Source organism: Polynucleobacter difficilis, from assembly GCF_003065365.1.
In the GTDB taxonomy this organism is placed as follows: domain Bacteria; phylum Pseudomonadota; class Gammaproteobacteria; order Burkholderiales; family Burkholderiaceae; genus Polynucleobacter; species Polynucleobacter difficilis.
Map to the genome: position 1 here is coordinate 1,182,199 of NZ_CP023276.1, position 13,744 is coordinate 1,195,942.

Annotated in this window: 19 protein-coding genes; 3 read left to right on the top strand and 16 right to left on the bottom strand. The window is 47.8% G+C overall.

What is annotated here, in order from left to right; translation table 11 throughout:
- Positions 1-78: 78 nt before the first annotated feature.
- Entirely contained in the window at positions 79-993 is a 915-nt protein-coding gene (gene ltnD, locus AOC34_RS06010) for an L-threonate dehydrogenase (protein WP_108469215.1), read from the bottom strand.
- Between the two features lie 91 nt (positions 994-1,084).
- Here ltnD and AOC34_RS06015 point away from each other — a divergent pair, with 91 nt between their 5' ends.
- Complete coding sequence (locus AOC34_RS06015) at positions 1,085-2,056, top strand: Bug family tripartite tricarboxylate transporter substrate binding protein (protein WP_108469216.1); 972 nt, start codon at positions 1,085-1,087, stop codon at positions 2,054-2,056.
- 60 nt (positions 2,057-2,116) lie between these two features.
- Here AOC34_RS06015 and AOC34_RS06020 read toward each other — a convergent pair whose 3' ends face one another.
- The 3 genes from AOC34_RS06020 to AOC34_RS06030 form a co-directional block, all read right to left on the bottom strand.
- Positions 2,117-2,713, bottom strand: coding sequence for a DUF2076 domain-containing protein (locus tag AOC34_RS06020; protein WP_108469217.1), 597 nt, complete (start codon positions 2,711-2,713; stop codon positions 2,117-2,119).
- 154 nt (positions 2,714-2,867) lie between these two features.
- On the bottom strand, positions 2,868-3,089 hold the full coding sequence (locus AOC34_RS06025) for a hypothetical protein (RefSeq protein WP_108469218.1): 222 nt from the start codon (positions 3,087-3,089) through the stop codon (positions 2,868-2,870).
- A gap of 32 nt (positions 3,090-3,121) precedes the next feature.
- Entirely contained in the window at positions 3,122-3,667 is a 546-nt protein-coding gene (locus AOC34_RS06030) for a TIGR00645 family protein (protein WP_108469219.1), read from the bottom strand.
- A 140-nt stretch (positions 3,668-3,807) separates the two neighbouring features.
- On the opposite strand from AOC34_RS06030, the gene AOC34_RS06035 reads away from it, so the two are divergent.
- Complete coding sequence (locus AOC34_RS06035; protein ID WP_108469220.1) at positions 3,808-4,779, top strand: helix-turn-helix transcriptional regulator; 972 nt, start codon at positions 3,808-3,810, stop codon at positions 4,777-4,779.
- 4 nt (positions 4,780-4,783) lie between these two features.
- On the opposite strand, the gene AOC34_RS06040 is transcribed toward AOC34_RS06035, so the two are convergent.
- The 10 genes from AOC34_RS06040 to AOC34_RS06085 form a co-directional block, all read right to left on the bottom strand.
- A complete protein-coding gene (locus AOC34_RS06040; RefSeq protein ID WP_108469221.1) occupies positions 4,784-5,260 on the bottom strand; it encodes a helix-turn-helix domain-containing protein in 477 nt (158 codons plus the stop codon).
- Positions 5,257-5,559, bottom strand: coding sequence for a DUF4258 domain-containing protein (locus AOC34_RS06045; protein WP_159074824.1), 303 nt, complete (start codon positions 5,557-5,559; stop codon positions 5,257-5,259). The genes AOC34_RS06040 and AOC34_RS06045 overlap by 4 nt, the downstream gene beginning before the upstream one ends.
- Positions 5,560-5,782: 223 nt before the next feature.
- On the bottom strand, positions 5,783-6,193 hold the full coding sequence (locus tag AOC34_RS06050) for a phosphate-starvation-inducible PsiE family protein (protein WP_108469223.1): 411 nt from the start codon (positions 6,191-6,193) through the stop codon (positions 5,783-5,785).
- Positions 6,194-6,207: 14 nt separating this feature from the next.
- Positions 6,208-6,825 carry an alternative oxidase gene (locus AOC34_RS06055; RefSeq protein ID WP_108469224.1) on the bottom strand — a complete coding sequence of 206 codons (618 nt, stop codon included), beginning with the start codon at positions 6,823-6,825 and terminating at the stop codon, positions 6,208-6,210.
- A 111-nt stretch (positions 6,826-6,936) separates the two neighbouring features.
- Complete coding sequence (locus AOC34_RS06060) at positions 6,937-7,329, bottom strand: hypothetical protein (RefSeq protein ID WP_108469225.1); 393 nt, start codon at positions 7,327-7,329, stop codon at positions 6,937-6,939.
- Positions 7,326-7,652, bottom strand: a complete 327-nt coding sequence (locus AOC34_RS06065) for a heavy-metal-associated domain-containing protein (RefSeq protein WP_108470087.1) — start codon at positions 7,650-7,652, stop codon at positions 7,326-7,328. The genes AOC34_RS06060 and AOC34_RS06065 overlap by 4 nt, the downstream gene beginning before the upstream one ends.
- Positions 7,653-7,662: 10 nt before the next feature.
- Positions 7,663-8,313, bottom strand: a complete 651-nt coding sequence (locus tag AOC34_RS06070; RefSeq protein ID WP_234408055.1) for a hypothetical protein — start codon at positions 8,311-8,313, stop codon at positions 7,663-7,665.
- Entirely contained in the window at positions 8,310-8,591 is a 282-nt protein-coding gene (locus AOC34_RS06075; protein WP_108469227.1) for a copper-binding protein, read from the bottom strand. The genes AOC34_RS06070 and AOC34_RS06075 overlap by 4 nt, the downstream gene beginning before the upstream one ends.
- Before the next feature lie 54 nt (positions 8,592-8,645).
- A complete protein-coding gene (locus AOC34_RS06080; RefSeq protein WP_108469228.1) occupies positions 8,646-9,011 on the bottom strand; it encodes a hypothetical protein in 366 nt (121 codons plus the stop codon).
- A gap of 94 nt (positions 9,012-9,105) precedes the next feature.
- Complete coding sequence (locus tag AOC34_RS06085; protein ID WP_159074825.1) at positions 9,106-9,726, bottom strand: DsbA family oxidoreductase; 621 nt, start codon at positions 9,724-9,726, stop codon at positions 9,106-9,108.
- A 282-nt stretch (positions 9,727-10,008) separates the two neighbouring features.
- Here AOC34_RS06085 and AOC34_RS06090 point away from each other — a divergent pair, with 282 nt between their 5' ends.
- Positions 10,009-10,536, top strand: a complete 528-nt coding sequence (locus tag AOC34_RS06090; protein WP_108469230.1) for a hypothetical protein — start codon at positions 10,009-10,011, stop codon at positions 10,534-10,536.
- A 48-nt stretch (positions 10,537-10,584) separates the two neighbouring features.
- On the opposite strand, the gene AOC34_RS06095 is transcribed toward AOC34_RS06090, so the two are convergent.
- Complete coding sequence (locus AOC34_RS06095; protein WP_108469231.1) at positions 10,585-12,348, bottom strand: ABC transporter transmembrane domain-containing protein; 1,764 nt, start codon at positions 12,346-12,348, stop codon at positions 10,585-10,587.
- 60 nt (positions 12,349-12,408) lie between these two features.
- Positions 12,409-13,560: a hypothetical protein gene (locus tag AOC34_RS06100; protein WP_108469232.1), complete on the bottom strand. Its 1,152-nt coding sequence runs from the start codon at positions 13,558-13,560 to the stop codon at positions 12,409-12,411.
- Between the last annotated feature and the right edge of the window lie 184 nt (positions 13,561-13,744).

The window sequence follows — 13,744 nt, forward strand, 5'->3', positions numbered from 1 at the left end:
GCAGGGTTTTCATTTACAGGCTTAATACGATGCTCTCAAATCTTGCATCAGGGATAAAGACTGAAATTAAAATATTCCTTACCCCGTTTTCTTTTTGGGTAACTCAATGCCGGGGAAAATCTTAATCACGGCACTATCGTCTTCTTTTGCATAACCCGCAGTTGAGGCCTGCATAAACATTTGGTGTGCGGTTGACGATAGTGGTAGCGGAAACTTCGTTGCGCGCGCAACATCCAGAACTAATCCGAGGTCTTTTACAAAAATATCAACTGCCGATAAGGGGGTGTAATCGGCGGCTAAAACATGGGCCATCCGATTTTCAAACATCCAGCTATTGCCTGCGCTATTCGTAATTACCTCATACAGCGCTTCGGGATCAACGCCTTCCCGAATGCCCAGCGCCATTGCTTCGGCAGCGGCTGCAATGTGAACACCAGCCAATAACTGATTAATGATCTTCACTTTACTACCGGCACCCGCTTGATCACCCAGTTTATAAATCTTCGCAGCCATTGCCTCGAAAAGTGGCTCTGCAATAGCAAATGCCTTGGGATTTCCTGAAATCATCATCGTGATTTCACCCTTGGCAGCGCGGGCCGCTCCACCTGAGATGGGTGCATCCAGATATAAGACGCCTAATTCGGCTAATTTTTTTTCAGTATTGATGGACCAATTCGGATCCACCGTCGAGCACATTACAAAAATACTGCCTGGCGATAATGTATGCGCACAGCCCTGAGGTCCAAATAGGATGGAATCGGTTTGTTCTGCGTTCACGACCACCGAGATCACCACGTTGCATGATTTTGCAAGCTCCGAAACCGAAGAACAGGCAATGCCGCCCTGTTCTGCAAAAGCTGTTGCCACTTCCGGTCGGATATCAAATACATGCAGTTTTACGCCTGCCCGCCTTAATGAATTTGCCATACCGAGGCCCATTGCACCTAGCCCAATCAACCCTACCGCAGGAAATACGTTTGCAGATGTATTCATCATTGGATTTTACGTAAATATAAGGTATACCACTATAAACTCAATGGATATAAGGTGTTTAAATTAGTTATTCATATTAATAAGGATCTGTATGCGTATTTATAGACAATTTGTAGCATTGGCTTCTATTCTCCTCAGTACAGTAGTTTTTAATACCGTTGCCGCACAGACCTATCCCAATAAGCCCATCAAACTTGTGGTGCCCTTTCCTCCTGGCGGCCTAATTGATAATGCGGCCCGCTTAATCACCCCCGCACTCTCAAAAGAATTAGGGCAAACGATTGTGATTGACAATAAGGCTGGTGCGGGCGGAAACCTGGGGGCGGCAGAGGTTGCAAAAGCAGCTCCGGATGGATACACCTTATTAATGGCTTCGGCACCACTGAGTATTAGTCCTGTTCTCTATAAAACCCTGCCATACAATCCAGCCAGTATTGAGCCTATTGCGATTTTTGGTCAGCTGCCAAATGTCTTATTGGTGAATCCCGAATCTGGGATAAATTCGGTAGCCGATTTAGTCAAACGTGCAAAAGCCAATCCCGGAAAACTCAATTACGCCTCTAACGGCTATGGCACCTCATTAAATCTGAGTGCTGAAATGCTCAAAAGCCAAGCAGAAATTTTTGTCTTGCACATTCCCTATCGTGGCTCCTCTTTTGCAAATGTGGCTGTAATCGCAAAAGAAGTTGATTTTATGTTTGATAATTTACCCCCAGCAATGGGCTTAATTAATGGCGGTAAGTTAAAACCACTGGCAGTAACCAGTGCGGAGCGTAATCCCGCTTTGCCAAATGTGCCCACAATGGTTGAGTCCGGTTTTCCTAATTTTTTGGTAACAGCATGGTTTGGCCTAGCCGCACCCAAAGGAATTCCAGATACAGTAAGCCAGCGCTTGCAGTCAAGCCTACAGAAAGTGATTGCCCAAAAAGACGTGGCTGAATCGATTGCACGGTTAGGCGCCACTGTGAAATTTATGAATGCCCAACAGGCAAATCAATTTATGACGGCAGATACGCAGCGCTGGCGCACTGTAATTGAGCGCGCCAAGATTCAGATGGATTAAATGAGTAATCAGTAAGCAAAACTTCTGCAAAAGTGTGGTCAATGTTGATGGCAATGCGGATTAAGCAAACCCATCACTATCAAAGTCGCCACCAAAGTCGCTGTCATAGTCAGTAACGTTGTTGTCGTAATTTTGTGCCACCTGCTGGCCTGAATCTGCAGGAGTATTGGAATGGCCCAATCCATTACCAGCATCCGGAGTGCTGTTATGTCCCATCATGCTCTGAATGCCTTGGTAGAGCATAGAGCCTGCCACCACTCCAATCGCAGTCGTTGCGATTGTGCCAAGCATGCCCGATCCCCATGCGCTTGGCTGTGCTGCACCTGCTGCTGGACGTGCAGCCATTGCATTTGCTGACGTGGCTTGAGTTGGCGCTGCCCTACCCCAGGAATTAATGCCACTCAAAAAGCCTGAGCTGGGTTTGTTTGCTGGATTGGCTTGGTCGATTTTTGCCTGCATCTCTGCCATTTGTTTTTGCGCGACTTGCAAGGCCATTTCTAAACCCATGGCGCGCTGGACTAATAGATAAGATGCGTCGGGCTGCCGTTTGATTGATTCCGCAATTAAGGAATCAGCATCGCTGTCTTTAGTTCCTGCCTGGGTGCTATTGAGCTGTTGTAAAAACTGCTCCAATTGGACTTTTTCTTGGGGGTTCATATTGCGCGCTCCGGCTTTTGTTGACTTGCTTCATCATAGTTGAAATACACCGGCGCGTATTTTGCAAAAACAAGATCAAACGAGGTGTTTGATGTGCCTGTTTGCAGATGCGGTTTTTTAAGCGAAATGATGCGATTCGAGCTGCCTTAATCCCCTAAATTATTAGGGGCACTCCCAGCAGGGCATCGGTTTCGGTGGGTTCGGTGCTAACAGCCCGCGATAAAGTATTGCGAATAAATTGCTTTTCGTAATGGCGGTTACGTCGTGACTTTTTAGCCTGTGCACGCTGGCCTAGGCGCTTATCCACCACAATCTCTCCCAGCTGACTGAGATCGGCTAAGTCATGGATTTGATTGGGCGAATTGCGGCGCGTCATAATCAAACTCCACACCTATTCAATTGAGGCGCTCAATGCTTAGGCTTGTGTACTGAATTAATGATCTTGTCGGTGTAGGCGATGGCAATGGCAGAAATAACAAAGGTCACATGAATGACCGTCTGCCACAAGAGTGTTTTTTCATCATAGGAAGCGGCATTAATAAAGGTCTTGAGCAAATGGATCGATGAAATGCCGATGATGGCAGTGGCCAGCTTTACTTTGAGTACCCCCGCGTTGACGTGGGATAGCCACTCAGGCTGATCCGGATGGTCTTGCAGATCAAGGCGAGACACAAAGGTCTCCCAGCCGCCTACGATGACCATCACCAATAAATTGGAGATCATCACCACATCAATCAAACCCAAGACGATCAACATCAATGCCGTTTCGGTCATGTTGTTGTCGGCCATCATGCTTAAAAGATGGATCAGCTCCAGCCAGAACTGCCATACATAAACCCCCTGCGCCACTATCAGGCCAATGTAGAGCGGTGCCTGTAACCAACGGGACATAAAGATCCAGCGTGGCAATGGGCGCAGTTTTTTAGAGTTTGAGGGCTGATTATCTGAATTCATGTGGGGATTTTAACGGCTTTTGTGACGGGGCTATACAGGCTCATTCAGGTAAATGGGGGCCAGCTACAAGCTCACCTAATGAGCCATTAAGCATTTAATCTGCTTTAATTGCTATTAGTTCTATTTATTAAGGAAATGCCATGAGTGACATGGAGCGACTGCACCGCATCAAGTACATGATTCAGGCACGAAAAAGTGTGCCGAAACAGGCCTTTTTAGATGAGCTTGAGATTTCTGAGGCTACCTTTAAGCGGGATCTCGAATACCTCCGTAGCCGCATGAACGCCTCCATCATTTATGACCGCTACGCAGGCGGCTATCAATTTGAGAACCCACAAGATGCCGAGAAAACCGAATTGCCGGGCTTGTGGTTTACCGAAAAAGAAGCTACTGCACTCGTTCTCATGCAGCACTTACTATCATCGCTGGATCAAGGCGGCTTAATTGGTCCGCACATTGAACCCCTCACGGCCATCATCGATGGCATCTTGGGTCAATCTGAAACCACCGCCAAGGAACTGCGCAAACGCATCAAGGTATTGGGCATGGGTAGCCGCAAGAACAGCATCGAGAACTTTGCGGAGATTGGCGCCGCCCTACTCAAACGCAATCGCTTGGATGTAGCCTATTACTCCAAAGGCAAAGATGAATTAACCCAGCGCATTATTTCTCCGCAGCGCCTCATCTTTTACCGTGAGAACTGGTACCTCGATGCTTACTGCCACCTGCGTAAAGAATTACGTAGCTTTGCTGTCGATGGCATTCGCAAAGCGGCACTTACCAATCTCAAAGCCGATGAGGTTTCTGAAAAGCAAGCGCAAGAACATTTTGCAGAAAGCTATGGCATCTTTTCTGGGAAGGCAACACAGCGCGCTAAATTACGCTTTAATCCCGAGCATGCCCGCTGGGTTGCGACTGAAAAGTGGCATGGCCAACAAGTAGGTAGCTTTGATAAGGAAGGCTTTTATAACTTGGAGTTTGATTACAACCAAGATCCGGAGCTCATCATGGATATTTTGAAGCACGGCTCCGGGGTTGAAGTAATGGGGCCGGCTGGCCTAAAGAATAAAGTGAAAGCGGAGTTAGATAAAGCGCTTCTGTTGTATAAATAATAAATCAGGCAAGTGCTTTCCCTGCATCAACTAAATCGGAGCGCCACCCTTTATTACGAACCTCACGTACGACGATTTTCTGGTTGATTAAGCGCTCAACCGCACTAATACGCGCCATTACTAAGCTAATCGCCTGATCTCCATCAGCATGCGCCATAAATAGCAGTCGAATCATCTTATCCGCCCATTTAGGCAATCGGCCATGTTTTTCCCAGCGGGCCACTGTTTGAGCATCTACACCCATTAAGGCAGCCAAACTATTCTGGGACAAGAGCATTCCACCATTGCGGATATAGCGAAACTCTAGGCCAGTTAATGGCCCCGACTTACCAGTTAAGGCGCCGCAAATAGCCTGCGTTAATCCATCAATATCATGAATTGCTACGCCCTTGCCGTGCGGCGTCTTGCGAATTTCAAATCCATTTTGGAGCCAAACGTTTTTTAGGCCGCCATCGGTGTAATGCAACATTTTCGTTTTCATGAGACCCCAAAGACCGTAATCACAACTATTCCAACCGCCGGAAAATCAACATTAACAAGCGCTCCAATATTGCTACCTGCAATATATCGCTCCATCAAACAGGTAAGACCGCTATGCCTTAAGTCAGGCTCTGGTTCGCGATTTAAGAGTCCCCGGCGCAAAACATCAAACAACATTGCGTTGGTAATCGCACGTTCGCGCATGCGGATACTTGCATGCTGGGTGATGGTGACATTTATAGACTCCAGTGCGGCACGACGAATATGTTGCTGAATTTGAGGCCTACTCAGCCTAATCAAACCAGATACCTATCAAATTGATAGGTCTCCACAGTATATCAAAATGATAGCTTGCACGCATAATGTGTATCGAGATGTGGTCAAAAGATAACTCGGTACGCAATTTTAAAGGCGAAAGTAAGCCTAACTGTAGAGTGGGTACAAAATGTAATCCCTACAATTCTCGAGGATTACGCAGTTCCATTGGTATCGCCAAGGCCTTGGAGCGTAGATAAAAAGACTATTACTTTTTTTGAATTTCCTCTAAGGCCTTGTCTTTATCTTTGGCATCGGCATCGGATTCTTTCATCACCCTCTGAATCACAATCGCAGCAATTGCAAGCAGTAGCACTGCAGCGCTCTCGTAAATCAAATCGATCGTACTAATGCCTTTGCCTTGCAGAATAATAAGGCGGCACAGGGCTGTAATCGCAATAAAGATCGGAATGGTAATGGGAATCTTGTTGTATTTGTAGAAAGCTGCCACCATGCCGAGGACTTCGGCATAGATGAACATCAGCAACAGATCCGTTAAAGAAATCTTGCCATTGATGATCACGGTGTACATCTCGATGCCGACGCTAATAATCGTAAAGATAGCGATCAAAATTAAGATGCCTTTTTCGGCAAGGGTAATTAAGTCATACATCTTCATTGCAGATCCTCGCCTTAGCTTAACTTTTGTTCGGGCTTGTCGTATTCGCTTGCAAAGGCATGGTTCGCATCACGATGCCCCGCTTCATCTTCGCGCACTACCAGCACGACATCGCGCAAGGTTGCATTGGCTGGTAGCTTCCAGTAATCAATTGCAATTTGGGGGGCTGGAATATTGGGTGTTCTGCCTTCGTCTATCTCTTTTAAATACTCGGTATAGGAATACACCGCCTCCTCTTCGAAGTAACCCACAATGCGGTGCGCGGTGCGTGGGAAAAAGACATAGATAAAGAAAAAGACATGCCAAAAAATGGCTTGGGCAAAGAGAACCAAATAACGCTCGAACCGATTGGGTTTGGCAATTTCAATGAATGTCATCAAGTGCATCCGCTCGTTTTCAGCTTCTGCTAATAGGGTCCGTATCTTGGGACCATAGCCATGGCGCATGCGGCGCAGGCTCATCAGGTGCGTCCACATACCAGCAACCATGCCGGGAACGCCGGCTACCGTCTCCAATACCACCGCACGATGACCGTAGCGTTTCTGAAAGAAGGTATCCGCAAAAAAGCGCATGCTTTTTGTAAAAGACAACGCAACCCTGTCGGACATCGTAATAACTTGGTAATGTTCCATGCAATCGGCCAAATCTATAGGTATTAAGGTAAGACCTTATCGTATTGGAAACGAGGTATTTCTGTTTGCAGGAGTTGAAATCAGCATTTTTAATCCATTTAAACGGGTTTTCTAACTCAATAGCGGCTGTATGAATGCAAACCACCCGCCCACGAGTAGCAAAACTAAGCTGACGAAGTAGATGTGCAGTGATGTCCGGCGCGTACTGAGGCAAGCCTTGCGTAAATCTGGATCGACGGGGCATGGGGCATAGCGATTACGCCATTGCATGAGTCCGCCCGCCACCATCAAGACGCTACTGAGCAGGAAAATCGCCTCCTTGTGTTCGCTAATCCACACAATTTGGGGAAACACGGCGACCAAAGAAGCCAGTGCAGCACCAGCACCCAGACTGACCAGCAGCGCAGGCAGCGCGCAGCACACTAAGGTGCTAGTACTCGCAAAGAGGCTAAGTAATGAGCTGATGTACGGCGTTTTTACATCAGGCGAGCCATCCGCGCTCATTTCTTGCCTTTCATTTGCTCTCTAAACTGCGCAACGGTCTGCGGAATAGTTTCCACTTTAGTTACGTCATAGCCCGAGTCAATGATTTCTTGACGAATCTCTTTTTCATTGAGGGTCTTCCCTTCTTTCGGCTCCACCACTACTACTTTATTTTTGAGATCCACCAATACAGCTTTGGTCTCATCCATCTTCAGTAAGCTCTTTTCAATGCCTTGGGCGCAAAAGGAGCAGACCATGCCATTGACACTCACTTTCATGCTGGCAAGGCTTGCCTGACTTAAGCCCATCAATACGATTACAAATACAAAGTTCAGTAGTTTCATGATGTTCATCCTAATAGTTGTACATAAAATTAAAACGCGGCTGACCCGATAAATTGGCGCCGAGCTCAACAAAGTAGCGATTGTGAATAACCCGAAGCATGGGTGTAAATTCATACTGATTCGATACGAAGGTCATGCGTCTGGCTTCAATTACAAGCCAAGGCTGTGGCTGGTCGTAATCCACCTCATAAAACGATGCCCCAAGCCGTGCCGTGGTGATGTTGCTAGTTGCCCCTTGCGCCGCATATACGCGGGCAGATGCCATCGAGTAAAGGCGGGTAGTTTCATAATCAACCTGCAGGCCAGGTGAGGCCATTGCTTTTGACCCCCCAAAGGTACTGCCAGTAGTTGAGCCCAGTCCGCCAATAAACCAGATATTGGCCTGCGCATTGGGAAGATTCCAGCGCGCTACTTTCCGGGTATAAACCACCTCGGTATTTTGCTGACGCTTGGAATAATCGTCGGTTTGCATGGCACTGGCCGAAAAACCAATGGCGTCATTGGCGGTCGTTGCGTAGTTAAAGGAAAACTCTTGATAGGTTTTACTAAAGTCCCCCATGAACATCCAGCTATTTTTAAAGCCCATGGGGGCAGCATACGACTGCCCAGCCAGACCAAACAGGGTGAGCATTACTCCACTAATTTTGGGGAGTAAGTTCATTTCAGTTTTTCCATCGTGGTGATGTCCAGAGTCCCATCCACTACCTTGATCTGAAAGCGCACCTTATCGCCCGGCTTATATAAGTCGACATTGAGGCCGCTGCTAATGCCAAACGGCATGGTCATGGCATGCATTTTGATACTAGGAATGTATTCGTGCTTCATCACGATTCGGTTACGCGCAGTATCAATGCGGACAATTTCCCCATTGACCCACTCCACAGCCAGAACAGCATAGGACGATAAAACACACAGTAAAGCAATAACGATTTTTTTCATGTCAGACTCCAAAGAAAGTGATGCCCTAAAAATGGGCGGACTAATCCTAAGGAGTTACAGAATGGGTGGCTTAATGAAGCCGGAGAGGTCGGCGCTGACTAAAGTTTGCGTGACATGGGTCACGCTTTGCGTGAGGTGATCGGCAGTGATCAACAGGATTGCATCGCCTGTAAGACCAAAAGCCATGCACAGTGGACAAGCATTGCAGTTACGTTGAGTATCGACAACAACAGTATCGGACTCCTGTGTTCCGATAGCGCTCACCTCTTGGTGGCAGGCATGATTGACAGATGATTTGACATGGACCGATACAGGTGCAATCGAAGGCACTTGCTGCATTTGCAAATCCATACTGAGGGACGCCATGGCCTGCATGGGCACCAATAGGACTAGCAAGAGACTGATCAATCTTTTTACCATGGCTAAATCCTAGCACTTTTCAGAAATATTGGTCTGTGTGCAATGAAACAGACCTTGCTGAGCTAATTTACAGCGCTTATACCCCAGATTTAACTCAGTTATTACCCAGGAGTGATTTGATGGGTATTAACTTTTCCAGCTCATCGATGTTGGTATAGCCCGTTACCGGCATAAAGCTTTTGGGTGAAAAATTCTTCTCGCCAATCAACATGGCAGGTACGCCCTGAAAGCCGTTTGCCTTGAACTCTTCCTCATCCGCAATCGCTTGCTTAGTCACTACCCCATCATCAAAGGCTTCGCGGAGGGCATTGGGATCGATACCAACTTGCTCAGCCAGCGTAATGATTTCATCTTCATTGCTGATGTTGCCGCCCTGACTAAATACTGCCTTAAAGATAGCTAATGCCAGTTGCAATGATTTGCCGTGCTTATTGGCAAAACAAACACTCTCTTGTGCCAACCAGGTGTAAGTCAAAAAAGCAGGAGTAGCTAGTGCCAGCTTTTCTTCTTGAACAATCGGCTCCAGCGATGCTTGCTGCAATTTATTTAGGTAGGAATCCGATGGCGGCATTGTGCCAATCGTGGGGGTCAATTCAATCGCCCGCCAAATAATCTCAATACCGTCTTGATAACGCTCCTTCAACTTGGCCAGCGCCACAGTCTGAAGATAAGAGTAAGGGCACTCAAAATCACCCCAAATTTGTATCTGAATCATAGTGTTATACGTTAATCCCATCAAGGAGAAGCAGAATCAAATACAAAGCAGTTCAAGACTGATCAAAAAAGGAGTCGCCCGCAGGCGACCATAAAGCAAGGAGATATGAGTTTGCACTCTTATAGTAATTTAGGTATAAGACTACTACCAAAAGGGGTTTTTGTAACAAAATTTACGTCATCAGCTTAGCTTGATCTTTTTTTGGCATTCTTTTTGAATCATCCCTAAGCAAATACTTCGGATGCCAGCGATACCAATACTTTCTAAGAACACTTTTCCTAAATGCAGCCGCTTAACCCATTCAATAAGCCCACTTCAACAGAGCCGCCGGATCAGCATGGAGCCACCAATCGCGTCATGACCTGCCTTTGCCTTTTGCTGAGCGGCGGCCTGCTAGGTCAGTTACTCAGCATTATTGTTGTGCGCATTGCCTCTAGTGATATCCAAGCGGGAGGCATGCTAGCGGACATCATTACGCAATACTTGGCTAACTATTTTTTGGGGATCGCTTTTATTGTCCTCAGCGTCTCGAATTTACTTATTAAGCGAGGCCTTGTGGAATACAAACGATTGCGCCTGCCCGCTATTGTTTTGGCGATCTCGACTGCCATCGTGGCGTTTATGTTGATTCCCCGCATGGATTATCTTCGTGAGACCGCCTTACAAGATGGACTTCCCGTTCTCTTTTCGGATTCAGCGGCGTACTTTACAACTTTAGCTGCACTGGCAACTAGCCTTCTCTTGATTCAGTTAGCGAGTGGCGGCGTGCTGGTATGGCGACAGCTCAATCCCAAAAAATCAGCGAACTAATTTATCGCTAAGGAATTTATCGTTTTATTGCTGGTTTTAAGCTGGCTCTTATGCAAATTGCAAGTCGGCCAAGCGTGCATACAATCCACCTTGCTGAATTAAATCAGCATGACTGCCCTGCTCTACGATCCGCCCTTCCTCTAAAACCAAGATCGAATCTGCGCGCAGTACCGTCGCTAAGCGGTGGGCGATGGTAAGCGACGTTCTTCCTGGGAGTACGCTATCCAATGCCAGCTGCACTTCCCGCTCAGATTCTGCGTCAAGGGCGCTGGTTGCCTCATCCAAGAGCAAGATGGGTGGGTTCTTCAATATCGCCCTGGCAATGGAGATCCGCTGCTTTTGTCCGCCAGACAAGCGCACGCCGCGCTCCCCTAGAAAACTAGCGTAGCCTTGGGGCAAGGCAGAAATAAAACCATCGGCATGCGCCGTTTTTGCAGCTGCAATTACCTCTTCATCGCTTGCATCCAATTTTCCATAGCGAATGTTTTCCATGGCACTGGATGCAAAGATGACGGGCTCTTGCGGAACGATACCGATTAAATTGCGCAACTCGCTAACGGGCCATTGGGTAATGTCCTGTCCCAAAATGGCAATCTGCCCAGCCGTCGGCGCATAAAAGCGTAAGAGCAGCGCAAACAAGGTGCTTTTACCAGCGCCGGATGGACCTACTAGCGCATACCGAGCGCCTTGGGGCACAGCAAAGGAAAGGTGATTAATGGCCATAAAGTCAGGGCGAGATGAATAAGCAAATGACACGTCCTGGAATGCCACCGCATCGGACTGATCTACTGCTCTGGATGGCGATATGATTAATTCTTGGCCTGCAGCAGTGTTACCATAAACCAAGTCGGGCGGCGCTTGCATTAATTCCACCAAGCGCTCCATGGCGCCAGCAGCACGCTGCAAATCACCCCAGGTCTCGGATAACGCGCCAATCGATCCGGCGATCAATACGGCATAGAGTACAAATTGGGTTAGCTCGCCTAAGGTCATTACGCCAGCAGTCACCTGCTGCGCTCCAATCCACAGCACAAACACAATTACGCCAAAGGACATCACAATTGCCATGGCAGTTAATACTGAGCGCATGGTGATGCGTTTCTTCGCTTCCACAAAGGCAGTTTCTACTGCAGCATTGAAACGTTGCTGTTCATGCGGCTCACGCGTAAATGCTTGCACCGTAGTGATGGCATTCAGAACCTCTCCAGCCATAGCACTGGTATCGGCGACCTTATCTTGACTGGTACGCGACATTTTTCGTACGCGGCGGCCTAGCGCCCAGAGCGGCAAGACAATGATGGCAAGCAGCACAATCATCACGCCCGCGAGCCAAGCACTCGTCACCAGCATCATGGTCATACCACCAATCAACATGACTAAGCTGCGGAGTGCCATGGATATGCTCGAGCCTACCAAGGTTTGCACTAAGGTTGTGTCGCTCGTTAAGCGCGATAAGACTTCCCCGGTTTGCAGGGTCTCAAAGTAACGGGGGCTTTGCCGTAAGACGTTTTCAAAAACGCGTTGCCGAATATCAGCAACAACTCGCTCACCTAACCATGACATCATATAAAAGCGACTGGCGGTCATCACCGCCAAGAACGCCGCCAATAACAATAAGTAGATGAACTGCAGATCAATCGCATCACTGGTTAAGCCAGTGTCAACCACCCCTCGGAAGGCCAGCGGTACCGCCAGGGTCGCTGCTGCCGCTAACAACAGAAAAAGGCAGGCCAATATCCACTGGATTCGGTAGCGGGATAGAACACGGTAATCGCGAAGCCAGCGGGTCAAGCTATTGAGTTTGGATGCCATAGAAGGCGAGTGTAAGTGATATCACCAGCCTAGGTTGATTTCAGGGCGAAATCAATACTGTTAAACGGATTGCATGCGCTCCGATATATTACTCAGCGCGCTAAATGAATCGCGACTTAAATCAATGCATCCGCCATCGGCATACACGCCAGTAGGGTCACGATAGACCATCATCTTCTGCAGTATTGGCTTTTTAATCACCGGATCATCGAGGGCCAATTGAACGCGCTCTTTGACTACGGCCTCATTCATCCACGGAACGCCCGCAGGACTTACTTCCACGCATTGACTCCAGTAATAAATCTCTAGGCACTTCTCTTCGAGCGTGTAGGGACTTCGGCAATCCCATAAATTGCAGAAGCGCCCGCCGCCTAAATAAATAACCCAGGAACCCTCAAACCCTTCAATATCGGACGAATGGTCGTCGGGGTTTTTAAACCAAATGCGATCCCCTGGAATGTAATAGTGCATCGGCATCGGATTTTCACGGGTGCCTCGCTCCCCTAAAAAACGAAACAGGAAATCATCCCCCGTTAAGGCGCGCTTGCGCCACTGCTGCTCTACGTCATTTAAGCCTGTTTTATTCACCTTTTGCAACTCGCGTACGACCGCATACAGTATGAGGTATTCCGAGGCACGTTGGCATGAAAAAGCATAGGTATATCCGCTGACATCAGGGCATAGCGCCCGCTCCAATCCATCTGCCAGTGAAACGCCTTGGCGGAGTAAAAATCCATTCTCTTTGGTGTAAATCCAATATGCCTGCGGGCGAGTGATTGAGCTAGTGTCGAAGTTCAACTCAGTGCGTGAGGCTGCGTTCACTACAGTGCAGCGCATCCGTAGATTGCTTTTCAGTTCCTGCACACTGTCAAAGTAAACAACATTAGGGCTAAGCGCCATTGCCAAGATGATCTCGCTCATCAGCGCCGGATCCTTTTGTGGCTGGTGTGTACGCAAGAAAGTGGTGATATTGGCGGTATCAAAATCAGGGCACAAGGCAAGCAAGCGATGGCTCGCCCGAAAATGGAGGTGGCGCTCATTTCCACCTGTACTTAAGCTGCAATCAACGAAGTTATCGATACCAAGGTAGCGCAAGCAGCGCTGCGCTTGCCGCAGACGTCTTTCTGAATCGATGTGACCTGCAAGCAGCATGGCAAAGCCAATGGCTTGGGCATGGGTCAATGCTTGGGTCTCCACAGCGCTCGTGTGCATTCGTTTCGTCTCGCGTACTTAAAATCAGCAAAAGGCTTACTCTTCTGCCGTGGGGGAATTAATACCCACTCAATTTATAAGCCTAAACTATTTCCATGGCATTCACTATCTTGGTGCGTAAGCGTATACCCGCATTCGTTTAAATAATTGATTCGATTAGTATTTTTGGGTGTATTTCTTAAAA